The following is a 26,075-nucleotide window of genomic DNA, read 5'->3' as shown; positions in this document are numbered from 1 at the left end:
GTGTTTGTGCAAACTCGGACCATGCCCAAGAAAGGACCGCCACGTTTTTCTCGAAGTGACCTCAATTCCGAGGTTGGCGGTGAGATTCTAAAAAGGCGAAAAGAGCTCGGCCTCAGCCGAGTTGAGTTGGCCAAAAAAAGCGGACTAGCTCCAAGAACCCTCGCTCGTATCGAGCGGTCAGCTCAGTTTCCGACGGAAAAGACACTTCGGCTGCTGGCCAAGGCACTTGGCACAACCCTGGGAGTGCTGGCGCCCGGTTGGAAGGCTGACGACTTAGAAAAACTCACTACAGGGATCGAGCATACCGGTATCGGCCTTCGAAAAATTCGAATGGAAAGAGGGCTAACCCAAGCAGACCTTGCTGCGGCGGCTGGCGTCAGCATCGGCACAATATCACGGTTTGAAAGGGGCCTTCACGGGGAAGGAACTCTAGCATTTAAGCAGGGCTCAGAGAGCAAGAACTTGAGCGTTCGCTTAATCCTCAAGTCCGAGAAACTTGCTGAAAGACTGGGCTTCCCAAATTCCGACGCCCTTACCCTAGCTTGCGAGGACGTCGATCTCTCCGAAAACTTATGAGTGGTGCTGGGTCTACCTCAATTGCGCCGCAATCGTTTGAGCAACTAGCGGCGATTTCAGAAAATTACAGGAGGCTGGATCGTCTCGCGTTCGCTTTCAGCGGAAACGGTGACGGGGTTAAGACAGAAGCTCGTTTAGCAGCAGGGATCCGACCACTAGGAGCATGAAACCTGCAAGAAGCCCGACGATGGCCCCAATTACCACAGCGCACCCGAGCTTTCGTATCAAGTGACACCCTGCTGGTTCCAAGGTGGGCGTATCAGCTTGATGAGACCCGTTTCAAGTCCGGCCGCCGTGTCGACTGGCAGTCCATTCCAATCCTGAGCAGGCGGACAAGCGATGCAGACCGAAACGTCGTGTCCTTCTGCAAGGGACGCTAGGATTAAACCTTTTACTCGTGCGCTTGTTCGCTGTTTTGCGTGTCCGTAAACGTAATGACCCAGCCTAGTCCGCAATGTGCCTCTCGTGAGGCCAACATAGGACACAGTGTCATTAACCGCGAAAGCATAAACTCCCGGTGCTGAAGGCGCAGGATCAGAATATTGAAACGCGTCTTCGGCAGTTAACTGGCAGGATCCGAGTAGCTCAAAGCCTGCTTCTAGAAGTCGCGAGATAGGCCAAGGTTCGGCGGCGGGTGCCGCAGTCCTTTGACCCTTAAGGCCGGTGCCATTGATCTTACCCGCCTCGATCCCCGACTGCAGTAACACGTTGCGGACGTGCTGATATCGAATGTCGAGGTATCTCGCGATCTCTGTTCGTGGAAATCCGGCCTTCGCCAGCGCACGAATTTTGTCGGATTTGGTCGTCATGCCTTTGACGACAGCATCGGGGCCCGGTCTCTCCATTTCCTGAGCGTGACATAGCCGGACTTGATTTGGCTAGGCACTTTTTGAATGATGGGTTCAGTGGGCACCCAGTAATTCATTGCTGGGCTTTAGGGGGTGGGGAATGAGCAGTCTTGAAGCGGAATTCGATCAGGCGATGATGGATGTCTATCGCCGGGCCAAGGACGAGGCCGGTTACAACGCTACCGTTTTCCTCCAGATGTTGATGAAGAAGCGCGGGATTGAAACGGCCAAGACCCTGATAAACTCTTCTGCGGCATCCGATGGATATACCGCGCTCTATATGCGAGGCCGGCTTGACCTAACCGTCGAAGCGTTGGTGATCGAAGACGAGCGCTGGCATAGCTTGTTCACTACGGAGGAACTCACCCGGGCCCGGAAGCGCCTAAAGGACTATCGATACGAGCCTGGTCATTGACGCTACTGGTGAGGTCGGCAAATCGGACCCGCTTGCGCCGCAAGCGGGCCCCTCCTTTTCAAACATGTCAAACTTATCGCCAATTGCTGCTATGCGGCGACATCTTGCGGCCCAATTTTCTGAAGAAGCTCATCAGCATATCGCCGTAGCATCGGACCGCAGTTCGCGTGCGGTCGACGCCGCAGAAAAACCTCGCAAAGAGCCAGAAGCATACCGGAGATTTTTCCGGACACCTGACCCTGCAGTCGGAGCCATGCAACCAGCGTCATGGCAGCAAACAAAACGTCCTTTTCGCAGTGCTCGATCAATCTGTCCCACTGCACGGAGCTCTCGCGCACGTTCGGATCGGCCTTTCCAAGCATGATGCCCACCGGAAGGCCCAAGCGCAGAAGCAATTCCGTTTGATGATGCCAGGTCTTACCGCTTCCTTTGAGCGCCAGCCCGATATCGATGTGTCGCAAATCTCTCCAGCGAGGGCCTGTCGGTTCCTTGAGTTGTGCTGGTAATTCGAGATCTGCCGCCATCGCCGCTAGGATCATAATTTGGCAATCATGCGCGATTGTGCCGTGACCGACGATCACATGATCTGAATACCGGCGCATCACATTGAATGCTTCTGTCAGAATGTCTGCTTCACTCTGCCCGTCAGCTGCGACAAACGTGTGCATCGGTCCAGTCGACAGCCGATCCAGGCCGTCGAATTCGAGCGGCCAGAGCGATATAGCGAGCAGTCGGCGGCAACCGATACGCGGGTGCTCGTTTTTCTTGTCGATGTCGGCATAAGCCTCCCGCAAATAGGGATCCCATACGGACTCCGTATCGATGACCAGGTATTTCTGCCGGCTTAAATTTCTTCTCATGCTTTGCATTGTAATTTTCCTTTCCGCTGGCGAGCGCAATTCCTATTGTTCAGAAGGGGACAGCAGCGTGCTGAAGTGCGGACCAGGCTTGCCATGCCGCGTAGAGATGGCTTCGTTCTTCAGGGTGCCGCACAAAGCCTAGGGCCATGAGCCAAACCGCCTGTGCGCGGTCTGCTGCTTCACGCTTGGCCTGCAATAAATCTCGCGGCCGCTCGCTAATGTTCAGGCCATTCTCTCGAGCGAGGTCTGCCAGCGTTTCCTCACGCGCCCAGATGACATGACGTTGGAGTGGCGGGAGATGGGCCGTGCCGGGAAGCTCTTCGTATGAAGCCGAACCGGAACTTCGCAGGCGTTCATTCCGAGTCCGAATACGCGCTCTGCAACCGAGAGCGTAACTGTGGGGGTGCAGGAGACAGCGGATGTGTGCGCCTGGAGCTCTCCAGTCGTCCTCTGGGTCAAACAGCACGTGGGTCGCCGCGAACCGCGCCTCCTCGTCAGTGGCTCGCTCTACGGACAGAGTGCCGACGCAGACGATTGGCCCACGGTGACCTATGCGCGTTCTGTCGCCGAGACGCACTGTCGAGATCGCCAGAACGTGGTTGGGGTGTTCAAGCATTTTTGCCTTCCCTTCATGCGCCGCGGGCGGCATCTCGAAAGAGACACCGCCCGCACGCGAACAGAGTTTGAGGATGTGTTACTGGTTAGTGGCCAAGGGATTTGGACCGTCCTGGAAGATCACGATCTGGGGATCCCACTTCGCTTGCTCACCATTGGTATTAGCGAGCATCGCTTTGTGGCGGACCTGCGCTGCAGCCAAAGCTTCATGCAGCCTCGATTGACGCAGCACCTTCTTTTCACGCAGCTGCCAGCGGCTATCGAGAGAGAAGCAGCGCTTCCGGTCCATGGTGATCAGTTCTAGCGGCTTCGCCTTGCTGCGCTCGATCAGCTCGACAGGCAGCAATTCCGCACCCAGCGGTGTGCGCAGAACCAGGACTGTCACCATTACTTCTTCCGCTGCTATCGAGGCATAGCATTGAAGCAACGTGTCCTGCCGCTCTGCGATAGCCTTTTGCGCCAGACCCGACATTAGTGCGTCGGTCGGTTCGTCTACCGCGGCAAATGCGAGGCCACTGGAAACTGGGGCCACATCAGGGAAGCCCAACAGTGAGCGCAGCGCCATCATGCGGCGCTTGCGATGCTGCACGCCGCGGTCATTCATATTCGTCATAGATATATTCCTTCGGATGGAGTTTGCGGCCGTGCCCGGCCGAAGCATTTTCCCTTCACAGGATCCTGCTCAGATCTTCTCATCCTCCCAAAGAATGCCGTTTCGGCTTGACCGCGTTCCAGTTCCAATCTGCTCGGTAGCGCTCGAAGGCGTTGACCGGCACGATGGACGGATCCTCGCCCGTCAGTCCGCGATACCAGGCAAGTTCCTCGTCGAACTCATCTTCGCGCACGAGCGTGTGCCAAACCTTGTTGAGGCCAGAGAAGCGGTAGCCACGCCGCTTCACATCGTCCTTGAACCGGTAAGGCAGTTGCGTGGCTTCGAAGCGCCAGGTCTTCGTTCGCGCGCCTTCCATCGCGTGGGAGAGCACTGTCCATCCGTCATCCAAGCTGTGGCTCAGCAGGCTGACGAGCGTCTCCACATCATCCGTGGCGCGGTGAGCGTTGTCATTGAAGAGACCGGCTTGCATGGCGAGGTATGCTTGCGCGCGGCCATCGAAGCCGAGCCGCCGCCAGTTCACATCTGCCATGGCGCAGATCCACGCCATCTTGCCGACCTCCGGCACCAGTTCTTCAAGATGCACGCGGTCGAAAGCAGCATTGAAGCTGAGGCATGCGTCAGCCTGCCCGATCCAGTCGGCAAGCTTTCTGGGGCTGAGGCGCACGCCTGCGACCATCTCGTCGGTGATGCCGGTGAGTTCCGCAATCTTGCGCTCGATCGGTCGGCCCGGGTCGTTGAATCCACCCTTGGGTCCTTCGACGGACAGGATACGGCCTTGGCGATCGACTTCGATCATGGCGCCGGCGAATTCTAGGATGTGGTGATATTGCGCATCGAAGCCTTCGGTTTCGAGGTCGATCACGCAGATTTTACAATGTGGCTCGCCTGGTAGATTTGGCCATTTCGAAAGGGGAGTGATACGGCGCAGAATGCGGTTGCCGTCACCGGCATCGCTATCCTCTGAAGAGCAGTTTTTAGTATTCATGTTCAGTTCCTCGTCGTTGGTGACGAGGACAGCCGAAGGCGTTTTTCCGTTCACTCCGCTGTCCTCACGGACAGCGTCCTTCCCTAGTTCTTGCGCGGGCTTTCCGGCCGCGCCTTTTCCCAATGCGGATACAGGCCGAGGTCAGTCAGCATGGGATCAAATGCTACGCCCGAATTGCTGAGCAATTACCGCCTGGCGCTGTAATTCGCGCTCGCGTTTCGCGGATTTGACCTCCTCGCGTTCGGCTTCGCGTCGCATCGTCATCCCTAGCGAGACGGCATTGTTGAGAAGCGGGGTATTCTCCCAGCGCTTCCAGAGTTCGGTCAGACGAGGGTCTGCCTTGCCGCTCGCGACCGCCCGATCGGTTTCCGATGTGTCGGAGTATCTCGACCGCGTGAATAGCTCCGCGATTTCCTGTTGCTCGGACTGCTGGCGTCGAAGCCACTCTTCGAAATTGATGGCGTAGCGCGAGTCCGATGCTGCGGAAACTAGCGAAGAAGGGGCCTTGTTGGAGCAAACAAGGAACGAGCCGGCGGGTTGCTTGATCAGATAAAACGGTTTGGTCTCCATCTGATTGCGATCTGCCGCTGTGAGCGCCGTAGGATTCTGGCTCACGATTGATTTGCTGGGCTTCGGCTTAGGGGCGGAAGCTTGCGCAATTGGCGTCTGTGTCTGACGCATCCGTGGATTAGCGGAAGGCGTGGACCTGGGCTTTGCACCACCGAGCTCGGCGCGATTATGGGCAGGACTTGAATTCGCCACACTTGCCTTAACGCTGCTTTTCCGGTCAGGGAATTTTGCGTCGAAAACGAATGGTGCGGCTGGCTGCTTCTCAAGCTTTTCGATAGGCGGCCTTGTCGACGGCGAAGTATCACTCTGCTGCTTAGTGGTGTCTGGGAGCGTGTGCTTCCGAGGCTGTCCCTCGCGATCCCGATCTTGATCAGCAACCTTAGGCGAAGCCTCCGCAATGTCTGTCACGCGGGGCGAGACAGCGCTTCCATCAGGTTCCACAGCCGCACGCTGCGTTTTTGTTGAAGGCGCATCGATATTTGCCCGCTCGTCGAGCAGCGACATGAGGTCGGCACGTTCCTGAGGTAGGCGAGCGATAATTCTGCGAGGCAGGCCAATGGCTGATGCATCACGGTCAGCCACCGAAGCGATCAGCACCTTCTTGTCCTGTTCGTATGTTTGGCTGATGCTGAAAGCGACGCGGCTTTCGCGCATTTTCCGAAGCATCACATCGAAAGATTGTGGCGGTTTAGAAGGCGCTATCACCTCCTGCTTGAGCGGAGGATCTGAAATAAGCTTGGTTGACGCCACTAAAGGCGCGTGAGCGTTCGCCTGGTCGGCATCTTCATTCCCAGCCTGGCACGGATGTTTAGCCGCCGCGGTGGGGGTCATTGAACTAGAAGTTGTAGCCTCTCGTGCTTGGTGTTGCGGGACCACCGATCGAATGCGTCCAGCGAGGTTCTCCAGCCCTTGCGCGATGTGCGGCCATATGTCGTCAATCCGATTGAGCATTGCGCTAGCGTCTGGGGCAAGTGCTTCTGGTCTGTAGTCGCCTCGTTTATTTCGCCGCACCGATGAGGGCGTGGGACTGGGCCGACTATCCCACTCCGTTTCTTGGTCGGCAAACTTCAGCACGTATTCGCTGCGCGAGCGAAGCCGCATCCTAAGCAGTTCGAGATATGCGGATATGTAACCAGCGACCGCGAGAGGATCGCCATTTGGTCGATCCCCGCCCGGATGGCGCTTACGAAGTTCACTTACCTCGTAATTCCATTGGCACTGCTCATTCATTGCCCCCTCGAGTGTAGGGCGACCGGTCCTTTCGCAGCGTGTTTTCGAAGTGTTGAGATGTGCATCCGGGATCTTGTCGATGTTGCGATCTTCGAAGCTGCGAGGATCAAAGCGATCTGGAAGATTTTCTCGGACAAGTTCGGCGTTTATGATGTCGGCGTATTTGCTGCGAAGCGTCTTGAGCCACTTGCCGTCCTCGCGGAATACCGGATGAGTATCCTGGATGAACGGGAAGGCCTTCTTCTTCCGGCCGCTGGGCGTTCGATACTCGTATTCAATCTCACTGTCCCATTTCCCGGTCCATGACGGATCCGGGTTGGCTAGGGCTTTTAGCGCCAAGCAATATTTTGCATAAGCCTTCTCACCTTTGTTGATCTCCTTATTGTCCGGGGCCGTGACCTTCTTTGGGGGCGGGACTGGGTCAAGCTGATATTTCGCGGGATCGAAGCGCCTCATCGGCCTGTGATGATAATCCAAATGGACGTGCCAATTCCGATCGTCATTGGTCTCGTCTGGTTTGTGAACCACCAGGACAAAAGGAAGATCGCGGTCCGAAAACTCTTTCGCGAGGCTGCGAGTGATGCGCTCGATAGCGGCTAACGGCATGCCGGTAGGAAGTTCGAATACGAGCCGGCGCTGCGTGATGACCTGTCGGCCGAGATGAAATATCACGTCTTTACGTTTCTTCGAATTTCGATTGTGCCAGCCGTTCTTACGAAGGAAGCACTCGACCAACATCGCCTCATCACCTGTGAATCTCACACTGTCGTCACCCGAATCGAGAAATTCGATTAGGCTGTCGGGTGCTTTCGGCTGTTTCTTAATCGCCTGCCAGAAACCGAGATCTTCCGATTTGGATAAATCGATGGTGAGGTGTCGCTCGATTGGCTTGCCGACACGCCGAATTTCGGTGCTCTCGATGAGTTGCCAGCCATCGATCACCGCATCGTTTCCATTGCCGAGCGAGGTCAGAGCGAGGCGGTAGCCATTATGGTCGACGGATACGGTATCCCGAAACAGATATAGGCCGCGTTCCAAATAGCTTCCGCCGAGCATTGCTTCGGAGATGGGGACCTTGCTCGCGTCCAACGTATAATCTTGTCGCGCCTGTTTGACGGAGCGAGCACCCTGCTTGACCGTGTGCATGATTTCTTCGCGCATATGGAATGAGCGGCCGCCATCAGGTCCGCGCGGTCGGGATGGACGCGAAACGGGATACATGAGATTCGTGCGCTGATGGTGGTTCGGCCCCGAGCCCCATTCTCCAACTGCGGCGCGGCGGCGCTTCGCCAGCCCTCCGACTTTGCCGGTGATGTGTAAATCTTTATTCAATGGGTCGGGCAAAAGGTTCGGGGCCTGGATTACCGCATTCTGCAAATTCATGCGGGCCAAAAGTTCAGCACTAGGCCCGGATTTGCGGATGGCGACGACCATGGCCGCGTCGAGGTTGGGGCCACGCATCAGGGCGGAGACGAGACGCTCTACTTGCCGCAGTTGCGCATGAGCTTGCCGCGTGGTGATTTTCTTATCGGTCATTCCGTTAATATCGGGTGGCGACGATTATGATGAAACCGGGAAAATGGCCGATTTCACTTGCGTATGCGGAAATGTTCGGGTGAACACAGATTGATCTTAGCGCAGATCGCGCGCAGATACTTCTGAATGTTAAGAAGCAAAGCAGGCAGGTTCGACGAAGGAGGACCTTCCTGCCCTATTGCGCCCATAAATTTAGGGTAGGAACCCTTGTCAGGCCTCGAACTGGAGTGAGGCGCTTGGTCTGCTCAAATGCCTTATACTTTATAGCAAGTAAGCCACCCTCCGGACATGGGGGGTGAACTTCGTTTATAGCAAGTAAGCCACCCTCCGGACACGGAGACGACGCTGCACTCATTGCAGGTGGGACACCCTGCTGACGCGGGTCGGAAGGGCCATGCCAAATCCCCGCGACGTTCATGATAGAACTCGTTCGATAGGCTTTGTCGATTGTGCGCTTGAGTGGCCACCACCAAGCGAAATCGCGATTGGCAGAGTCCGAAATTCAACAAAATCTCAATATCTTGCGGCCACCCTGCTGAAATCAGAGGGAGCAATATCTTGAACGAAACTGTTGAATATGAACTGCAGCACGCAGAGGATTTCTTCAAGGTCGGCCGCCAGGGTGTCAAAGCCCGAGCAGATGATCGAGAGAAAGGTGCTTCCATCTTCCTTCGCCTCGACGATGGCGCACGGGTCGATCTGATCGCCAGGATTCTCGACAACTGGCTGGATGGGGAAGAACTTAATCACGCCATGGTGAGCGGAGCCCTGCGCCATGCTTGGGATAGCGAGCCCTACACCGGCGGAGCCCGAGTGGGTTCATATGTGACAAGCGCTGCAGCGAGACTGCGAGACGCCTGGGCGTTCAGCATGGACGAGTTTATCGAGGAATGGGGCGTCTCTCTCATGTCGGACGCTGAGGCGCGGGAATTGAAGGCAATGGCTTTCCCGCTGACCGTTTATCGTGGCGGGACGGGCACGGTCGACGAAGTCGCATCTGGCGTGAGTTGGACGCTCGACCGTGAGGTAGCCTCCTTTTATGCGAACGAGTGGCCTCGCAGCTGGGGAGCCAAAGGTGAACCCGTGATCGTGTCGCGCAGCGTAGATGAGAATGAGGCATTCGCCTTTCTCAACGACCGAAGCGAGGCAGAGATATTGATCCCCTATGCAGACCATGCAGAAAACGTGAGCATTCTGGAGGGCGCTCCCTGACGCCCCAAAAGCTACAGCTGCCGGCGTTGGACCGCCTCACTCATCGACTCCTTTCTACGCCAAGCGGGGCCGAATGACCCGAATTTTAGGTTGGATCGCAAATCCATTGACTTAACCGCTTTGGTCGTTAGATCGGCGATCCATGAGTAAAAATTACCCACTTGAGTCTATAGCCTCAGTATACAGTGGCATCTCAGTCGACCGGTCTGGCTGTGGCGCTCTGGCTGTCATGGTGGGCGACGTCGGCGCTCAGGTGGTTATCAGCACAGATTTGGCAGCGGTTGCTCCGGCTGGCGAGGATGCGCGCTTGGAAGATTCGGACATCCTGATCTCGCTGAGGGGTAAGCGGAATGGGACCTCAGTCTTTACCGCAGCGAAGTTTCAAGGCCTGCCTGTTTATGCCTCGCTCGACGTGGCTGTAATCAGGCTTCGTCACCCAGACCAGATTGGAGCGCTCGCGCTGTCGCTGTGGTTCAATCTCGAAAGCACGCAGTCCAAGTTAGCAGTCCATCGCGTCGGAAGTCACGCATTCAGGCTTCCGCTACCAGCACTCCGAAGATTGGAGGTGCCTCTATTTCCGCCGCAGTCGGCTGAAATGTTCGTGCGAGCCGGTGTAGCTGGCCGGAAGATCGCAAAGCTCGAGCGAAGCATTGCCGTTCGCAGAGAAACCGTATTCGAAGAAGTGATGACCCAAGCCGCCGCGCAATTCCTGAGTGGCCCAGGACGAGAGGACTAGTAGTGCCCGCAATCAAGCAATCGGATGTCAATAAAGCCGCGTGGGATGCCTGCGATACGTTTCGCGGCACGATCGATCCATCAGCTTATAAGGATTACATCCTTGTTTTTCTGTTTTGGAAGTTTCTAAGCGACCTTTGGGCGGACGAAAGGAAAGCTGCCGAAGACCAGTATGCGGGGGACAGTGAGCGTGTTGCACGGCGTCTTTCCCGTTTCCGGTTCCAGATCCCAGAAGGCTCGAGTTTCCACGATCTCTATCCGAACCGTAACGCCGACAACATCGGCGAGCAGGTTAATGTTGCGCTAGAGGCAATCGAGCAAGCTAACATCGCGAAACTGGAAGGCGTGCTAAGCGAAACGGACTACAACAGCCGAACCAATCTTGGCGAAACGGCGGATCGCAATCGACGGATCAAGGATCTGTTCGACAACTTCGCGCGTCCTGCGCTCGATTTCTCGCCCTCCCGATTTGGTGGTGAGGATAATGCGGAGGATGTAATTGGCGAGACATACATCTACCTGATTTCCCGCTTCGCATCTGACGCCGGCAAGAAGGCGGGTGAGTTCTTCACGCCGCGCAAGGTTTCGGAATTACTGGTGCGGTTGGCCGATCCTCAACCTGGCAACAAGATCCTCGATCCAGCCTGTGGTTCATCCACTTTGTTGGTCCGCGCGGCCGAATATGTCGCCGGTATCGAGGGCAAGGAACATGCAAGCCAAGCAAATGCGCAGGTTTTTGGACAGGAGGCCACGAACCAGACCCAGGCGCTCGCCCGGATGAACATGTTCCTCCACGGGCTCGACAATGCGCGGATCGAATGGGGCGACACGCTCACCAATCCGAAGTTCGTCAATGGCGACGCGCTGATGCGGTTCGACAGGATCATTGCCAACCCGCCCTTCTCGCTCAAGAAATGGGGGCATGAGGTTGCAGGCGACGATCGCTTCAACCGCTATCATCGCGGCGTGCCGCCGAAGTCCCGCGGGGACTATGCGTTCATCAGCCACATGGTCGAGAGCGCCAAGCCGCGTGAAGGCCGTGTAGCTGTCATCGCGCCGCATGGTGTGCTCTTCCGAAGCGGAGCCGAGGGCAAGATCAGGCAGGCGCTGATTGAGGAGAACCTGCTCGACGGTGTGGTTGGCCTCCCCGCGCAACTCTTTCCTTCGACCGGCATTCCGGTCTGCATGGTAATCTTCGACCGCGCCCGCGAAAAGGGTGGCGCGCGCGAGGATGCCGATGACGTCCTCTTCATCGATGCCAGCCGCGAATTCGTGCCGGGCAAGAAGCAAAACGAGCTGTCGAAGGATCACCTGAACAAGATCGTCGATACGTGGCGCGCGCGTGAGGATGTCGAACGCTACGCCAGTGTCATCACGCGCGAGCAGATCGCCGAGAACGGCTACAACCTCAACATTCCGCGCTACGTCGACACCTTCGAGCCCGAGGAGGAAATCGACATCGCGGCGGTCCAGGCCGAGATCGAGGAGCTGGAGAAGGAACTGGCCGAAACGCGCCAGAAGATGAACGGCTACCTCAAGGAGCTGGGCGTCCTCTGATGGCAGACCGTAAAAGCAATGGAGAGCTGATCCAGTATCAGACTGAGGACGGTGTGACGGTCATCCGGCTTCAGGCGCGAGACGGCAACGTCTGGCTCAGCCAGGCGGAGATTGCGGACCTCTATCAGGTGACGCCTCAGGCGGTGACCCAGCATATCCGGGCAATTTACGAGGACGAGGAATACGGCGAGGAGGCAACTTGTAACGATTACTTACAAGTTCGAACCGAGGGCGGACGTGAGGTAAAGCGCTCAATTGCGCACTACAGCCTCCCCATCATCCTTGGCGTTGGTTTCCGGGTGCGCAGCCCTCGCGGCGCGCAGTTCCGGCGCTGGGCGGCGGATGCTCTGTCGGAGTATCTGGTCAAGGGCTTCGTCATGGATGACGAGCGATTGAAGGACCCCGAGGCCGACTATTTCGACGAACTGCTCGCCCGCATTCGCGATATCCGTTCGTCGGAGAAGGTGTTCTACCGCAAGGTGCTCGATATCTACGCGCTCAGTGTGGATTACGACCCGAAGGCGGAAACCAGCCAGACCTTCTTCCAGACGGTGCAGAACAAGATGCACTGGGCGGCTCACGGCCATACCGCGGCAGAGGTTATCCACGCCCGCGCCGATGCGCAGAAGGATCATATGGGCCTCACCAGCTGGGCGGGCGAAACCCGGGGCAACCTGCCGCGCAAGGACGACGCGCGAGTGGCGAAGAACTACCTCGAGGAAGACGAGATCAAGGCGCTCAATCGCATCGTCACCGCCTATCTCGAATTTGCTGAACTGCAGGCAGAGAACCGCAAGCCGATGTATATGAAGGACTGGATCGCCAAGCTCGACCAGTTCCTGTCGCTGTCGGATCGCGAGATCCTGACGAATGCGGGTCGTATCTCGGCAAAGCTCGCCAAGAAGAAGGCCGACGTTGAATACGACAAATGGCACACCCGCGCCATCGAAGCGCCGAGCGCTGTCGAACGGCATTTCCTCGAAGCGACGCAGACGGTGAAGCGGATCGGCGCGAAGCGGAAAGATGGGGGCAGCAATGGCTGATGCACCTCGGAAGCTCTCGCACTATTTCACGCACAGTAAGCGCAAGGGCCGCGCAGGCTTGCCGCTGATGTCGGTCACCATGCACGACGGTCTGGTTCGCCGCGATAGTCTCGACCGCAAAACGGATAGTGCGCTGAAGGACGAAGAGCATTTGCTCGTTGAGCCAGGCGATATTGCCTACAATATGATGCGGATGTGGCAGGGCGCTTTGGGTCTCGCAGATGAGGCGGCGAATGTTAGCCCAGCGTATGGCGTTATGCGTCCGAAAAATACTGTTGATCCGCGTTTCGCCAAACACTGGTTCAAGTCAGACCGCGGTCTCTACATGCTATGGGCTTTTTCTTATGGCCTAACCGAAGACCGCCTCCGTTTGTATCCGGCTGAGTTTCTCGAGATCCCTGTCTCGTGGCCTGAGTTTTTAGATCAAATACAGACTGCCGATGCGCTCGACCAAATTGAACGCCTGATCCTGCTTTCGCATCGCCTCGCAGGCGCAAAGGGCCGGAGATATCGCGCGCTCATCCAGCGACTATCTTCGAACCACGCGGGAGCGAGGACTGAGCTCGGAGATTTTGTTGCGAGGAGCAGTCAAAAGGCCAGCGTAGATTCTGCCCCAACATCAATCGAACTCGATAACGTGGAGGGTCAAAGCGGCCGCCTGATTGGCGCCACCCCGACAAAGGAATTGCAAGGCGCCCGGGCAACTTTCCAGACTGCGGATATCCTATACTGTAAGCTGCGACCGTATCTCAACAAGTTCCATTACGCCGATAGGCCCGGCCTCGCATCGACCGAATTTTGGGTGTTGCGCGCCGACCGCGATGTTTGTGAGCAGCGTTTCTTATTCCATCTAATCCAGACACACGAGTTCGCGGCAGAGGCTAATCGCCCAACAGGCTCGCGAATGCCGCGAGCAGATTGGGAGGTTGTCCAAGGAGCGCCCCTGCCGCTCCCGAGCAAGGACGAACAAGCTAACCTCTTATTGCCTTTAGATGCAGCTCACAGCGATTGGCTCGCGGAGATCCGGAGGGGCGAACTTCTTCAGATAAAAAAGCGTTCGTTGATGCAGCGACTTCTTCCGGACACCGGAGATGAACGAGCTTCGATTTCTCGCCGCGAGGAAAAAGGGGAGGCACTCGACCGATGAAGTTTGTCTATGTCGATGAGAGCGGAGCACGTGATCAAGGTGACGTATTCGTCATGTGCGGTTTGATGGTCGATGCATATAAACTGCGCAAGAAGACCGCAGACTTCGATGCGAGACTCGAAGCTCTTTTCGCCAAACACCCCGGTAACCGGGCAGACTTGAAGACTAGCCGCTTTATTAATGGAAAGGGTGCTTGGAATCAGATTGATGCGCAAGAACGAAAGGATTTCCTTACCGAGGTCTGTGCGCTCGCGGTCGCAAATGGTGGCAAGATCTTCGGTGTAGCCCTCTCCTTCGAGGCCTTCGATGCGGCTAGAGCCGCGGGTCACGGACACCCTTTCGGCAACAGCTACTGGATCGCCGGCGGGATGTTCACAAGCGCCCTCGTCCAGAAGAAGATGCAAGGAGTGGCCAACAGCAAAGGGCTGACTGTTGTCATAATGGACGACAACAAAGCGGAAATGGCGAACCTTTCGGACGGTCTTTATGCGTGCGACGGTTGGTATGACGGTCTTTATCAATGCCGTGTGACGAAGCGGAAGAAGCGCATCTGGCAGCCCCGCTCAAAAAAGGACCGCTTTGACCAGATCATAAACACGGCCTTCGCGATCAAGTCGGATCACTCATCTCTCGTGCAGGTCGCTGACGCAATTTGCTATGTCTATCGGCGTCACCTCGAACTGAGGTCGCAAGCCGAAGCTTATCAAGGTGAGCAGGCCTATTATCAGAGCCTAATCGACATTCTGGAGCCGCACCGCGTGAAAATCGGGCAGACGCCAGACGCGCCCTGTGTCGATTTCTACAAAGGCGCCCGCCATCCCGAGTGGGCGCTATGACCTCCCCCCGCTTCTCCACCAGCGAAGAAGGCGGCGTGCAACTGCCCGCCGTCATGACCCTGGCGCGGCTGGGCTGGCGCTACGTCAGCCGGGCTGAAGGAGAAGCGCAAAGGCGTGGTCGGCTGGAGCAGGTCATCCTCGAGGACGTGCTTGCCGAGCGCATGGTGGCGATCAATCGCATCCGCCAGCGCGGCAGGACCCATGCCGTTCCCGACGATGCAGCGCGCGAACTGATCGAAAAGCTGAAGGAAGCGGCCAGCGATCGCGCCATCGGTCTGATGCCAGCAAACGAGCGGGTGACGAACCTGCTCAAGCTGGGCGAGAGCGTCGACGTGGAAGTCGATGGCGAGAAGCGCGGGCGGCAGCTCAAGTTCATCGACTGGGACACTCCCGCCAACAACCTGTTCCACATGACCGCCGAGTTTCCCGTCCGCCGAGAGCGGCGCGAGGATACGCGGCGACCCGATATCGTGCTCTTCGTCAACGGCATCCCACTGGTGGTGATCGAGGTGAAATGCTCCGCGATCGAGACTCAGCAAGGCATCAGCCAGCAGCTTCGTAATCAGGCGCCGGACGAGATCCCGCGCCTCTTCACCGTCTCGCAAATGCTGATCGCCGCCAACGACAGCGATCCGCGCTACGCCACCAGTGGCACGCCGTCTAAGTTCTGGTCGCTCTGGCGCGAGGAAGAGATCGCCGACAGCCAGGTCGAGCGGATCGTCAATGCTGGGCTCGACCCGGACGAAGCCTCGAAGATCTGGATCGATTTCGACCGCCACCGCCGGACGCATGACGGCCTGATGGATCCGGGCGCGGGCGGACGTCTGCCCAACCAGCTCGACCGCTTGCTCATCAGCCTGTGCCGCCCCGACCGCCTTCTCGATATCGTCCGCGGCTACACGCTGTTCGACAACGGCGTGAAGAAGGTCGCGCGATACCAGCAGTATTTCGGCGTGCGCCGTTCGCTCGAACGCGTCCGCCAGCACGACGATGATGGTCACCGCAAGGGCGGCGTGGTCTGGCACACGCAGGGTTCGGGCAAATCGCTGACGATGGTGATGCTGGCCGGCGCGATCGAACGCGAGTTCGGAAAGGCGCGCTTCGTGCTGGTGACAGACCGTGTCGATCTCGACCGTCAGCTTACCCAAACTTTCCGTAATGCCGGCAAGCTACCGCAGCAGGCGACGCGAGGTAGCGATTTGATCCGCATGCTGAAAGACAAGCGCCCCGTTATCACGACGCTGATTCACAAGTTCAAGGCCGGGCTGAAATCGGCAGGCAGTTTCACCGATCCCGACACCGATATCTTCGTGCTGGTCGACGAAAGCCACCGCAGCCAGACGGTGAAGGACATCGACAGCCTGCATCGCCAAATGCGGAAGGTGCTGCCCGGTGCGGCTTATATCGGCTTCACCGGCACCCCGCTTCTGAAGCGTGAGAAAAGCACCTTCGACCGCTTCGGCGGGCTGATCCACGATTACAAGATCGACCAGGCCGTGGCGGACAAGGCGGTGGTGCCGCTGCTTTACGAAGGGCGTCACGTTGAGATGGAGGCGCAGCAGGCGAACCTAGACAAGTGGTTCGAGCGCAAGACGCGTAATCTGACCGATGGTCAGAAGGCCGACCTGAAGAAGCGCATCGCCCGCGCGCAGGTCGTCCAGGGCGTGGAGCCGTGGCTGAACGAAGTCGCCCAGGACGTAAGCGAGGATTTCGAGCGGACGATGTTGGGCACGCCCTACAAGGCGCAGCTCGTCGCCCCATTCAAGCGCGAGGCCGTGCTGTTGCACCAGATGCTCGAGGAGATTGGCATCGTCGAAAGCGCCGTCATCATCTCGAAGAGCGACGACCGTGACGGCCACGAGGACGTCGGCGACGATGACGATGATATCGTCCAGTCCTTCATCAAGAAGGTCGAGGCGAAGCAGCCCTTGGCCAAATACGAGGAAGACACGATCCGCGCGTTCAAGAATGGCGTGGGGGTGGATGTTCTGATCGTCGTCGACAAACTGCTCACCGGCTTCGATGCGCCCCGCAACCAGACGCTCTACATCGCCAAGAACTTGCGGGACCATAAGCTGCTGCAGGCGATTGCGCGGGTTAATCGGCTGTTCTCCAGCGAGGAGAAGGACGAGGATGGCGACGCGCTCTATGACAAGGAGCACGGCCGTATCGTCGATTACGTCGGCATCCTCGAAGATCTTGACCAGGCACTGACGGCTTACAGCGCCTTCGAAGGCTATGACGAGGGCGACGTTGCGCAAGCTCTGGTGTCGATCCGTGAAGAGGTCGACACCTTGCCGGACAAGCACGCGGCCTTGCTTGACCTCTTCAAGGGTGTGGGCAATCACTACGATCCGGAAGCCTATGCGCTTCACCTGCGCGACGAGCTTCGCCGCAAGCGCTTCTATGATCGACTGTCCGATTTTGCTCGCACCCTCCAGACGGCCTTCGGCTCCGATCAATTCGTAGAGAATACGGAGCCCCGGGTGATTGCGAACTACAAGCAGGACCTGAAGCGCTTCGAGGCGTTACGGCGCGCGGTTCGCCTGCGTTACGGTGATGCCGAGGAGGATTACGACTACAAGCGGTATCAGGCGTCGATCCGTGCGCTGCTAGACAAGCACATCGATGCGACGGAACTGGTGGCTATTGTGCCGCCGGTCGACATTTTCGACGAAGAGAATTTCAAGCGCACTGTCGAGGAGCAGACGGGGACGGCGGCCAGCGTTGCCGACGCCATTACGTCGGCCACTCAGCGTTCGATCACCGAACGAATGGATGAGGACCCGGCGATGTATCGGCGCTTCGCCAAGATGGTGCAGGACATCATAGACGGGTTTCGCGAGGGTCGCCTGAGCGAGAAGGATTATCTGGCGAAGGCCCACGAAATCCGGGAGCAGGTAGTAGAGGGATCGCGGGCGAAAACGGAGGAAACGCCCGCATCGCTCCGCGGAGATCCGTTGGGCAGTGCGATCTACGGCCAAGCACGGGATGCTGTCGGAGAATTGGCGGGCGAGCAGTCTACCGAGATTTCCGAGGAGATCGCTGTCGAATTTGCGTCGATCATTGAGCGCCACAAACGTGTCGGCTGGACGACCGATCCGAATGCCGAAAACGCAATGCGGCAGGATATGGACGACTACCTGTTCGACCACATCAAGGGCGCGCGAGGCCTTTACGGTTTTTCTGTCGAAGCGATGGACAGCCTGATGGACGCCGCCATCGCGATCGCGAAACGCCAGGCGGCTCGCTAATCAATGGAACAGCACGTAATCGAGATCGGTGGGGAACTGATACGTTTCCAGCTGCGTCGCTCGCCGCGAAAGACCATGGGAATCTCGGTTTCGCCCGATCAAGCGGTTGTGGTCAGCGCACCCGAGAAGGCGGATTTCGCCGACATCGAAAGTCGCGTTCGAAAAAAAGCTGGCTGGATCCTCGATAAGCAGGCCGAGTTCTCGACTAGGAGTATTGAGGCAACTGCGAGGCAGTTCAAGCCAGGTGAAACATTCCTTCATCTCGGCCAGCAGTATCGGCTGCGGGTGGATCCAGAGAGGGTGGGGGTGGTGCGCGAAGGGTCGCGCATAATCGTGGGTGCCATCCAACCGAACGAAGCCGGTCGCATCCGCAATCGCTTGGTTAGATGGTATATGAAGGAGGCTCGACACCACTTGCCTGCCGCGGTCGAAAGATGTCTGCCCAGTTTTCGCAAGGAGGTAGAGCGAAAGCCCAACCTTCTCATCAGGCCAATCAAGATGCGCTGGGGATCTTATATCTCGGCGACCCATACATTGATTCTCAACCGATCACTCGTGCAGGTCTCGCCACCGCTGATCGATTACGTTGTCGCTCACGAACTCGCGCACGTTGGATATGGCGATCATGGAGCGGCTTTCATTGCTCACCTCACTGAGAAGATGCCGGACTGGAGAAAGCGTAAAAGGGCGCTGGAGAAGCTCGCGCCGGAGCTTTTCGACGCACCGGTTCTCCGGTGAAACTCCGGTGAAATTTGCAGATATTCACGTTGTATTCTTGTATTGTTCCGCGTATTGAAAGGGCAGACATCGCCGTTTTCCGCCATTTCCGGAATTAGGTGCTGTCCTCCGAAGGCAGAGGCCACAGGTTCGAATCCTGTCGGGTGCGCCATTGGCGAAAATCTGCAGAATTTTGGGATTCTCGGATTCGCCCGGCAGGAATCTGATGGGCGCCGAATAGAAGCTATCGGGCCGTAACCGGACAGTCTGGTATCGATCTGAGTTCACGCGGAACGGCCGGTCAGCCCACTGTATAGGTGATGACATTCTTCACTGCGCGGAGCATCATTTTTTGGAGACAAGGCTTTTACAAGAAGAGGACTGTTCGCGAGTGCGAGCCTCTCCCGATCATGAAAGCTGTCACCGGCCGCAAAAATGATCGGTGCCTCCGGAGAACCCCCGCAGAGTTTTTCAGCAATTTATCACTCGCTCGGTCCTGCGCCAAGATTGATGTCTGTTATCAAGAGGCTAATGTCTTCCGGTCGGCGTCCCATAATCTCGACGGCCTCTTTCGCGCAACTCGCTTCGAAGGTCTTGAAGCCGACCTCGTTGAGAGTGTCGATCAAGTCCATCAGAATGAGCGGCTCGTCCTCGTCGAAGATTCTCGGTTTTCCGGCCACCCTAGATCCCACAACGGCGGCGCCAGGGTCGCAAAAAGTCGCCGCCCCTCTCTCCCCCAGCTAATAGCTCCTTCCGGCAATAGCCGTCAGATAACAAATGTTATGCGACCTGTCACAATCAATCCGACTAAACCTTTGTTATCGAACGAGCTCGAAATTTGTTGCATCCTAACTTGGCGAATGGCGTCGACCTGTCCCACTGAAAGTCGCGACCTGTGCCATTTGGGTTCCGCTCCTCCATGCGGGCCATTCGCCTTTTTTGTCGGTAGCCGAGTAGGACTAGCTATCCATCAGGCAAGGAAGTCATTCGGAACATGGCCCCCGCTCATCGGTTTTTTCGGTATGGGACAAAACCAAACTATTGGCAGATCAAACTCAGCGCCTTTCGGGCGTCCGGAGGCCGTTGCTTGTGACCCACTCGAATTACTCGTGCAGCGCCTCGGAAATTTTTCCGGCCGTTTTCTGCGCGACGACCTGTCTGATATCATCGTCGGTCAGAAAACGTTCCCCAATGATCAGCCGAGTTGGTCCGACCGGGGGCATTTGTCGAACCTGTTCATCTTGCAACAGGGCTTTGCGTTCAAGTTCGAGATATTGCCGAACGGTCAGCGGCACATTGCCGATTTTTTTGGTCCCGGTGCAATTTGCAACTGGTCGCGCTTAAGCGCATTCGAGGAACAGGACGACATCCTCTTCAAGGCGCATTCGGTCGCGACGATATTAGATGCGCGCAAGCTTGAGGCCCTTCTCGACGATAAACCGGGGCTGGCCTCGATTATCAAGCGCCATGAACTGGCCCGGACCATGCGTGTGACGCAGCGTGTCCGTGCCCTGATTTCGTTAAGCGCTACAGAAAGCTTGCTGGTGGTTCTTCTCGATCTTTACGACGAGTTCGCGACGGCGGGCTTTGTAGACGACCGAATTCCAATGCCGTTTATACAGCAAGAACTCGCCGACCTGCTGGGCGTCACGCCAGTTCATATCAGCCGGACATTCTCTCGACTCGAAGAAGATGGTATTGTCGAGCGCAATAATCGCTCGATCCGTCTGACGGATGCTACCAAAGTGCGCGAAAGCCTCTCATATCGCAGCTTTTTCCATAGTGGCGGCCGCAAATGAAGCCTGGCCTTGACCGGGACTATCCAATCGGGTTTTGCAAGCGCAAACGGGTTTAGGCTGGCCGGCGCGCATAGGGGGCAGAAAGGCATTATGTCGGTATTCAAGTATCCGATTGTGGCTGTTGGCGCATCCGCCGGCGGGATCGAGGCGCTCAAGTCGCTGGTCGAGTGCATACCTTCGGGTACCAAAGCCAGCTTTGTCATCCTGCAGCATCTCGCGCCCGACTACGAGAGCCAGCTTGTCAGCATCCTCTCGCGATCGGCGAACTTACCCTGTGTGGAAGCCGAAGAGGATATGTCCGTCGATCCCGGTCATATCTATGTCTTGCCGCCAAACCGATACTTGCGGATCGTCGATCATGGCCTGTTCGTGGACACGCCCCAGCACCCTCGCGGTTCGCGTATGCCGATCGACTACTTCATGCGTTCGCTCGCCGAGACCGCGGGTTCCCAATCGGTAGGAGTAATCCTTTCCGGCACTGGAAGCGACGGAACTTTGGGATTGCGTGCAATCAAAGGCGCAGGAGGGCTCACCTTTGCCCAGTCACCGGAAACCGCGCTTTACGATGGCATGCCTCAGGCGGCGATCGACAGCGACAATGCCGATGAGGTCGGGACAATTTCCGAGATTTCGAGATCGATCGTCAAATATGCGGAGCGGACCGAGAAGGAAGGTGACAAGGGCTTCAGCCAGGCCGACCTGAAAGGCGTGCTGGCGTTGATAAAGGCGCGCCTCAAGTATGATTTTAGCGCCTACAAGGGCGGTACGATCGGAAGGCGTATCCGCCGCCGGATGAACCTACTGCGGTTCGCTAACCTTTCAGAATATACCGACCACCTGCGATCGGATGCCAACGAGCTGCGCCAGCTCGCTGACGACATGCTGATCAATGTGACCAGCTTCTTCCGCGATGCAGAGGTCTGGCCACAGGTCGAAGAGACTATCATTGCCCCGTTAATCGAAGCGGCAGGCGACGAACCGATCCGCATATGGGTTCCGGCCTGTTCGAGCGGTGAAGAAGCATACACCCTCGCTATCCTGTTCGAAGAGCATTGTGCGAAGAAGTCAAAGTCATGCGATTGGCAGATTTTCGCTACCGACCTCGATGAAGATGCCATCGCGCAGGGCCGTGAGGGGATATACCCACACAGCATTGCAGCGGATCTCACGGCCGAGCGGCTCCGCGAGTGCTTCCGCCAGGAAGGCAAGCACTATCGTGTGGAAAAGCGGCTGCGTGAACGCGTGGTTTTCGCGCAGCAGAACCTTCTCGCCGATCCGCCGTTTTCGCGCCTCGAACTCGTCTCATGCCGCAATCTGATGATCTATCTGGATGCGGCCCATCAGAAGCAACTGATCGAGACATTCCATTTTGCCTTGAGGGAAAACGGCTACCTGATGCTCGGCACATCCGAGACCGTGTCTTCTCAATCGCGGGAATTCAGGACGATTGCCGCAAAGGCGCACATCTACCAGCGTAAGGCCGGTCGTTCGGTTGCCCAGTTTTCTGCGCGTAACAATGCCGATATGGGGGCCAATGAAATCCAGCGCTTCCTCCAAAAGAGCAGGCGTGAGAAAGCCAGCGACCTTGGTGAGCAGGTTCGCCGTTCGCTGCTGGAACGCTATGCGCCGGCCGGGGTCGTCATCGACACCAATGGCAACATTCACCATTACGTCGGACCCGTACGCCGTTTCGTGGATACGCCCGAGGGCGAGCCAACCAACAATATCTACGACATCCTACCCGCACCGTTGAGGGCGCGGGTACGCGATGCGGTGCGCCGCCGCGCGATGGGTGAAAATCCCGACGGCCGGGGTGTGGCAGTACGTTTCCCCGATCGCGATCAATCGGTGCGTGTGGATTGCACCAAGGTGGACGAGGAAGGTGACGACGCTCGCTATCTCGTCACTTTTGTCGAAGTCAGCGCCAGTCAAAAGCCAGGCGATGTACCGGAAACCGATGACGACGACTATGTCCGTCATTTGGAAAACGAACTCGAGATCGTACGCGAGGATTTGCAGACCACCGTTGAAGAGCTCGAGACATCGAACGAAGAGCTGAAGGCAAGCCACGAAGAGGCCATGGCCTCCAACGAGGAGCTTCAATCGGCAAACGAGGAACTCGAAACCAGTCGCGAAGAACTGCAGTCTCTCAACGAAGAGCTGGTTACTGTAAACCATCAGCTCGAAGACAAGATTTTCGAAGTCGAGAAGGCGACCGACGACCTCCGCAACCTTTTCGCCTCAACCAGGCTTCCGGTCCTGTTTCTCGATCAGGACCTCAATATCTCGAGTTTTACCGCTTCGATGAGAGGCCTCATTGAATTGCGCGACGGCGACATCGGTAGACCGTTCAGCGAGCTTGCCACGAAGATTGATGATCCAGACCTCGCCAAGGAGGCTCGAGGCGTGCTCGACACCCTGCAGCCTGTCGAACGTGAGATTTCCGGTAAGGACGATCGGATCTATCTACGGCGGCTTCAGCCTTATCGCACGGCCGAGGAGAAAATCGGCGGCGTAGTTGCTACTTTCACCGACATTACCGAGCAGGCGAACACTTCGCGTATGCTTGCTGCACGGGAACGCCAGGCGCGCATTGTCGCGGACCTCAGCCAGAAGGCACTCGCGACACGTGATCTCGGAGAATTCTTCGACGAGGTATGTGGCTCGCTCCGCGAGGCCATGAATTGTGATTTTTCGAAAGTTCTACAGATCGAGAAAGATGAGAGCTTTTTCGTCTCTGCCGGAGCTGGCTGGAATTCTGGCTGCGTCGGCAGCGCGCGTGTCGAAAGTGGGCGCCACAGTCAGGCTGGCTACACCCTTCTCGAAGAGCATTCGGTCCTCGTGGGCGATCTTTTGGAAGAAAAGCGTTTCGAAGGACCCACACTCCTAACCGATCATGCCGTGCGTTCTGGCATCAGCACTCTGATTACCGTCGGCGGAAAGCCTTGGGGCGTGATCGGCCTGCACAACCGCGAGCCGGACGCATTTGACGAGGAAGACCTTGCGATCCTGGAAGCGGTTTCGAACATCATCTCGATGACGGTGATGCAGACAACGCGCGAAAATTACCTGTCTCGAGAAAGGCTGATCCAGTCACTCGCGATGGGCGTTGCAGAAATGGGCCTTTGGACCATGGACGTCGAAACCGGCGAGGTGACATGGGACCAGCGCCTCCGCGCGATGATCGGCATCGAGAGCGTGAAAACGCGTCCCGATGCCGGTAGCTTTTTTGCACGCATTGCTCCGGACGATCGCGAGAGGGTCGAAGAAGCTCTCGCCGCGACCGTATCCCGCGGCGTTCCGTTCGACGAAGAGTTCCGCTTCATCCGCCCGGACGGGGAAATGATCTGGCTGCTGGGCAAGGGAGAGCGTCTCCAGCAGGATGGCCGCTCGACTGTACTCGGCATCAATGCAGATGTGACGGAACGCAAGAAGAGCGAAGAGCGGAGCGAGTTCATGATGCGTGAACTCGATCACCGCGTCAAAAACCTGCTCGCGATTATTCTTTCGATTGCCGAAATCACCTCGCGTTCTAGTCGCGACCTTGAGTCCTTCAAATCGGATTTCCGTGCCCGGCTGGATGCGATGGCCCGCACCCACAGCCTCTTGGCCGACGCGCGGTGGACGGGAACCGACCTACGCTCGCTCGTTGTCGACGAGGTGGTGAAGCAGGCAGGCAAAAATCAGGTTTCGGTATCCGGGCCAAATGTGCCCATCGCACCCAGCGCGGCCCAGGCACTTTCGATGTTCTTCCATGAGTTGAACACCAATGCTCATAAGTACGGTGCGCTTTCAGTGCCCGAAGGGCATGTCGAGATCAGTTGGCGAAGGGGCGACGGAGACGACTTGCACTTGGTCTGGACGGAATCGGGCGGACCGCATGTCAAGAAGCCAACGAAGACCGGTTTTGGCACGAAGGTCTTGGGCCAGATCGTCAAGCGTCAATTGTCGGCGGAAACGACGACTTCCTGGAAAGCGAAGGGGATGGAGCTAAAGGCCATCATTCGGTTACCGAATGTTCTGCCCCCCACTGCTACCGAAACGCCCGAGCAGACGAACGGCGAGTACGTCTCCCATGATTGTCTCGACGGAAAACGCATCCTCGTGCTCGACGACGAATGGCTGATTGCAGAGCAGCACGCCGAAGTCTTCTCCGCCGTGGGGGCCGAAATTGTGGGGCCTTTCTTATCCCTTTCGGATGCCATGGCCGAGGAGGCCGAAGCCATCGATCTGGCAATCCTGGACTTCTCTCTGGCTGAGGATGATACCGTTCTGCCACTCGCGAAAAAGCTCAAGGAGGCTGCGGTGCCGATCCTTTTCGTAACCGGGTACGGTTCCAATACCGACCTTCCCAACGGGTTCGAACAGGACATAGTTGTCCCGAAACCCGCGAGTGCCAACGCTTTGTTGGCCAATGCTGCGCGCCTTGTGTCGCGGCAGGAAATGATGGAATAGTACAATGACCACACGGCGGCGGAATCTGATCGGCATAGGCGGTAGCGCCGGGGCGATTCCCGCGCTCATCGATCTGCTCGGATCATTCGACCCGGAGGATGACGCCACTGTCTTTCTTGTTGTTCACCGCTCCAACGAATCCCAGCATTTGAAATCTATCATTCAGCGAGTTTCCAAGCTGGAAGTTTGCGAACCGGACGATTGCGAGCCGATGCGGGCAAACTGCCTCTATATCGCCCGCCCCGACCGTCACATGATGATCGGCGAGAACCACATCCACTTGCGCCACGGACCGCGCGAAAACAATTTCAGGCCGGCGATAGATCCGTTGTTCCGCAGCCTTGCTGTTTTCGGTTCAACCCGCGCGGTAGGGGTAATCTTGTCGGGCTACCTGGACGATGGCGCAGCCGGAGCTCGCGCTATTCAGGGCATCGGGGGCAAGGTAATGGTGCAGGATCCCGCAGAAGCGATGTCCCCCGACATGCCGCGTGCCACGATCAGCGCGGTGGGAGAGCCGGACGCGATTTTTGCGGCAAAAGACCTCGGAGCGAGGTTATCGCAAACGGTATGCGAAGAGACGGGACCACACCGCGAAGTCGACCGGGAAGTCAAGTTGGAAATGATGATCGCCGGACTGGAGAAGGCCAGCATGGCAAGCGAAGAAAGTCTTGGAGAACTTACTCCCTATAACTGCCCCGATTGCAACGGTGTGCTTTGGGAGATTTCGGACGGACCGCTAACGCGATACCGCTGCCACACCGGCCATGCCTACACCAGCCGATCATTGGAAAGACAACAGGACGAAATGTTGGAGAGAAGCTTGTTCGACAGCCTCAGGGCGTGCCGGGAAAGAGCCAATTTCGTTCGCAACCTCGCCAAACGTGATGCGACGAACAAAGATCACTGGACCGAGCGTGCACAAGGTTACGAGAGAGATTGCGCCTTGCTGGAAGCGCTTATCAAGGACCGCAATCCTGTCGTAGCTTCAAGCTGAGCACACTCGCCAACGAGACTGGTCGTCGTTTTCAAGCCGTTCGAATTGCAGGACGTGATCGCCTTCGCCCCGCAATCC

General features: G+C 57.3%; 18 protein-coding genes. 13 read left to right on the top strand and 5 right to left on the bottom strand.

Translation table 11 applies throughout. The features are described from left to right. The first annotated feature begins 21 nt into the window (after window positions 1–21). Together ED21_RS04990 and ED21_RS04980 are read left to right on the top strand one after the other, a co-directional pair. Entirely contained in the window at window positions 22–576 is a 555-nt protein-coding gene (locus ED21_RS04990; protein ID WP_034921441.1) for a helix-turn-helix transcriptional regulator, read from the top strand. Between the two features lie 948 nt (window positions 577–1,524). Then, a complete protein-coding gene (locus tag ED21_RS04980; RefSeq protein WP_006832752.1) occupies window positions 1,525–1,839 on the top strand; it encodes a hypothetical protein in 315 nt (104 codons plus the stop codon). Between the two features lie 89 nt (window positions 1,840–1,928). Here ED21_RS04980 and ED21_RS04975 read toward each other — a convergent pair whose 3' ends face one another. The 4 genes from ED21_RS04975 to ED21_RS04960 form a co-directional block, all read right to left on the bottom strand. Beyond that, the gene (locus tag ED21_RS04975; RefSeq protein ID WP_006832751.1) at window positions 1,929–2,708 is read right to left on the bottom strand and encodes a hypothetical protein; all 780 of its coding nucleotides are present in this window, start codon (window positions 2,706–2,708) and stop codon (window positions 1,929–1,931) included. Between the two features lie 685 nt (window positions 2,709–3,393). After that, entirely contained in the window at window positions 3,394–3,927 is a 534-nt protein-coding gene (locus tag ED21_RS04970; protein ID WP_006832750.1) for a hypothetical protein, read from the bottom strand. 79 nt (window positions 3,928–4,006) lie between these two features. Continuing rightward, window positions 4,007–4,966: a 3'-5' exonuclease gene (locus ED21_RS04965; protein WP_156787300.1), complete on the bottom strand. Its 960-nt coding sequence runs from the start codon at window positions 4,964–4,966 to the stop codon at window positions 4,007–4,009. Window positions 4,967–5,068: 102 nt separating this feature from the next. Beyond that, window positions 5,069–8,248, bottom strand: a complete 3,180-nt coding sequence (locus ED21_RS04960; protein ID WP_006832747.1) for a MobA/MobL family protein — start codon at window positions 8,246–8,248, stop codon at window positions 5,069–5,071. A 558-nt stretch (window positions 8,249–8,806) separates the two neighbouring features. Between ED21_RS04960 and ED21_RS15330 the strand changes: the two genes are divergently transcribed. The 8 genes from ED21_RS15330 to ED21_RS04915 all read left to right on the top strand — a co-directional run bounded on the left by ED21_RS15330 (window position 8,807) and on the right by ED21_RS04915 (window position 18,770). Further along, window positions 8,807–9,460: a hypothetical protein gene (locus ED21_RS15330; RefSeq protein WP_156787298.1), complete on the top strand. Its 654-nt coding sequence runs from the start codon at window positions 8,807–8,809 to the stop codon at window positions 9,458–9,460. A 229-nt stretch (window positions 9,461–9,689) separates the two neighbouring features. Then, a complete protein-coding gene (locus tag ED21_RS04950) occupies window positions 9,690–10,196 on the top strand; it encodes a hypothetical protein (protein WP_006832744.1) in 507 nt (168 codons plus the stop codon). 2 nt (window positions 10,197–10,198) lie between these two features. Further along, a complete protein-coding gene (locus tag ED21_RS04945) occupies window positions 10,199–11,752 on the top strand; it encodes a type I restriction-modification system subunit M (protein ID WP_006832743.1) in 1,554 nt (517 codons plus the stop codon). Beyond that, a complete protein-coding gene (locus ED21_RS04940) occupies window positions 11,752–12,795 on the top strand; it encodes a virulence RhuM family protein (protein WP_006832742.1) in 1,044 nt (347 codons plus the stop codon). The genes ED21_RS04945 and ED21_RS04940 overlap by 1 nt, the downstream gene beginning before the upstream one ends. Then, on the top strand, window positions 12,788–13,942 hold the full coding sequence (locus tag ED21_RS14640) for a restriction endonuclease subunit S (RefSeq protein WP_050784715.1): 1,155 nt from the start codon (window positions 12,788–12,790) through the stop codon (window positions 13,940–13,942). Before ED21_RS04940 ends, ED21_RS14640 begins: the two co-directional genes overlap by 8 nt. After that, a complete protein-coding gene (locus tag ED21_RS04925; RefSeq protein WP_006832740.1) occupies window positions 13,939–14,778 on the top strand; it encodes a DUF3800 domain-containing protein in 840 nt (279 codons plus the stop codon). Before ED21_RS14640 ends, ED21_RS04925 begins: the two co-directional genes overlap by 4 nt. Beyond that, entirely contained in the window at window positions 14,775–18,032 is a 3,258-nt protein-coding gene (locus ED21_RS04920; RefSeq protein ID WP_006832739.1) for a type I restriction endonuclease subunit R, read from the top strand. Before ED21_RS04925 ends, ED21_RS04920 begins: the two co-directional genes overlap by 4 nt. A gap of 3 nt (window positions 18,033–18,035) precedes the next feature. After that, window positions 18,036–18,770 carry a M48 family metallopeptidase gene (locus ED21_RS04915; protein WP_006832738.1) on the top strand — a complete coding sequence of 245 codons (735 nt, stop codon included), beginning with the start codon at window positions 18,036–18,038 and terminating at the stop codon, window positions 18,768–18,770. Window positions 18,771–19,231: 461 nt separating this feature from the next. On the opposite strand, the gene ED21_RS15595 is transcribed toward ED21_RS04915, so the two are convergent. Next, window positions 19,232–19,429, bottom strand: a complete 198-nt coding sequence (locus tag ED21_RS15595; protein WP_006832737.1) for a response regulator — start codon at window positions 19,427–19,429, stop codon at window positions 19,232–19,234. 429 nt (window positions 19,430–19,858) lie between these two features. Here ED21_RS15595 and ED21_RS15590 point away from each other — a divergent pair, with 429 nt between their 5' ends. The 3 genes from ED21_RS15590 to ED21_RS04895 are packed head-to-tail and all read left to right on the top strand — an operon-like array spanning window position 19,859 to window position 25,997. Next, window positions 19,859–20,548, top strand: coding sequence for a Crp/Fnr family transcriptional regulator (locus ED21_RS15590; RefSeq protein ID WP_006832736.1), 690 nt, complete (start codon window positions 19,859–19,861; stop codon window positions 20,546–20,548). A gap of 9 nt (window positions 20,549–20,557) precedes the next feature. Continuing rightward, window positions 20,558–25,003, top strand: a complete 4,446-nt coding sequence (locus tag ED21_RS04900; RefSeq protein ID WP_233995705.1) for a chemotaxis protein CheB — start codon at window positions 20,558–20,560, stop codon at window positions 25,001–25,003. Between the two features lie 4 nt (window positions 25,004–25,007). Next, window positions 25,008–25,997, top strand: a complete 990-nt coding sequence (locus tag ED21_RS04895) for a chemotaxis protein CheB (RefSeq protein WP_006832734.1) — start codon at window positions 25,008–25,010, stop codon at window positions 25,995–25,997. The last annotated feature ends 78 nt before the right edge of the window (window positions 25,998–26,075 follow it).

The organism is Erythrobacter sp. SD-21, from assembly GCF_000181515.1.
GTDB lineage: Bacteria > Pseudomonadota > Alphaproteobacteria > Sphingomonadales > Sphingomonadaceae > Qipengyuania.
This window is presented reverse-complemented; position numbering and strand designations above follow the sequence as displayed.

What these genes read in the sequence shown, in the direction of transcription:
- ED21_RS04990 (WP_034921441.1), top strand. Translation starts at nt 22, where the DNA reads ATGCCCAAGAAAGGACCGCCACGTTTTTCTCGAAGTGACCTCAATTCC.
- ED21_RS04980 (WP_006832752.1), top strand. Translation starts at nt 1,525, where the DNA reads ATGAGCAGTCTTGAAGCGGAATTCGATCAGGCGATGATGGATGTCTAT.
- ED21_RS04975 (WP_006832751.1), bottom strand. Translation starts at nt 2,708, where the DNA reads ATGCAAAGCATGAGAAGAAATTTAAGCCGGCAGAAATACCTGGTCATC.
- ED21_RS04970 (WP_006832750.1), bottom strand. Translation starts at nt 3,927, where the DNA reads ATGACGAATATGAATGACCGCGGCGTGCAGCATCGCAAGCGCCGCATG.
- ED21_RS04960 (WP_006832747.1), bottom strand. Translation starts at nt 8,248, where the DNA reads ATGACCGATAAGAAAATCACCACGCGGCAAGCTCATGCGCAACTGCGG.
- ED21_RS04950 (WP_006832744.1), top strand. Translation starts at nt 9,690, where the DNA reads ATGGTGGGCGACGTCGGCGCTCAGGTGGTTATCAGCACAGATTTGGCA.
- ED21_RS04940 (WP_006832742.1), top strand. Translation starts at nt 11,752, where the DNA reads ATGGCAGACCGTAAAAGCAATGGAGAGCTGATCCAGTATCAGACTGAG.
- ED21_RS14640 (WP_050784715.1), top strand. Translation starts at nt 12,788, where the DNA reads ATGGCTGATGCACCTCGGAAGCTCTCGCACTATTTCACGCACAGTAAG.
- ED21_RS04925 (WP_006832740.1), top strand. Translation starts at nt 13,939, where the DNA reads ATGAAGTTTGTCTATGTCGATGAGAGCGGAGCACGTGATCAAGGTGAC.
- ED21_RS04920 (WP_006832739.1), top strand. Translation starts at nt 14,775, where the DNA reads ATGACCTCCCCCCGCTTCTCCACCAGCGAAGAAGGCGGCGTGCAACTG.
- ED21_RS04915 (WP_006832738.1), top strand. Translation starts at nt 18,036, where the DNA reads ATGGAACAGCACGTAATCGAGATCGGTGGGGAACTGATACGTTTCCAG.
- ED21_RS04895 (WP_006832734.1), top strand. Translation starts at nt 25,008, where the DNA reads ATGACCACACGGCGGCGGAATCTGATCGGCATAGGCGGTAGCGCCGGG.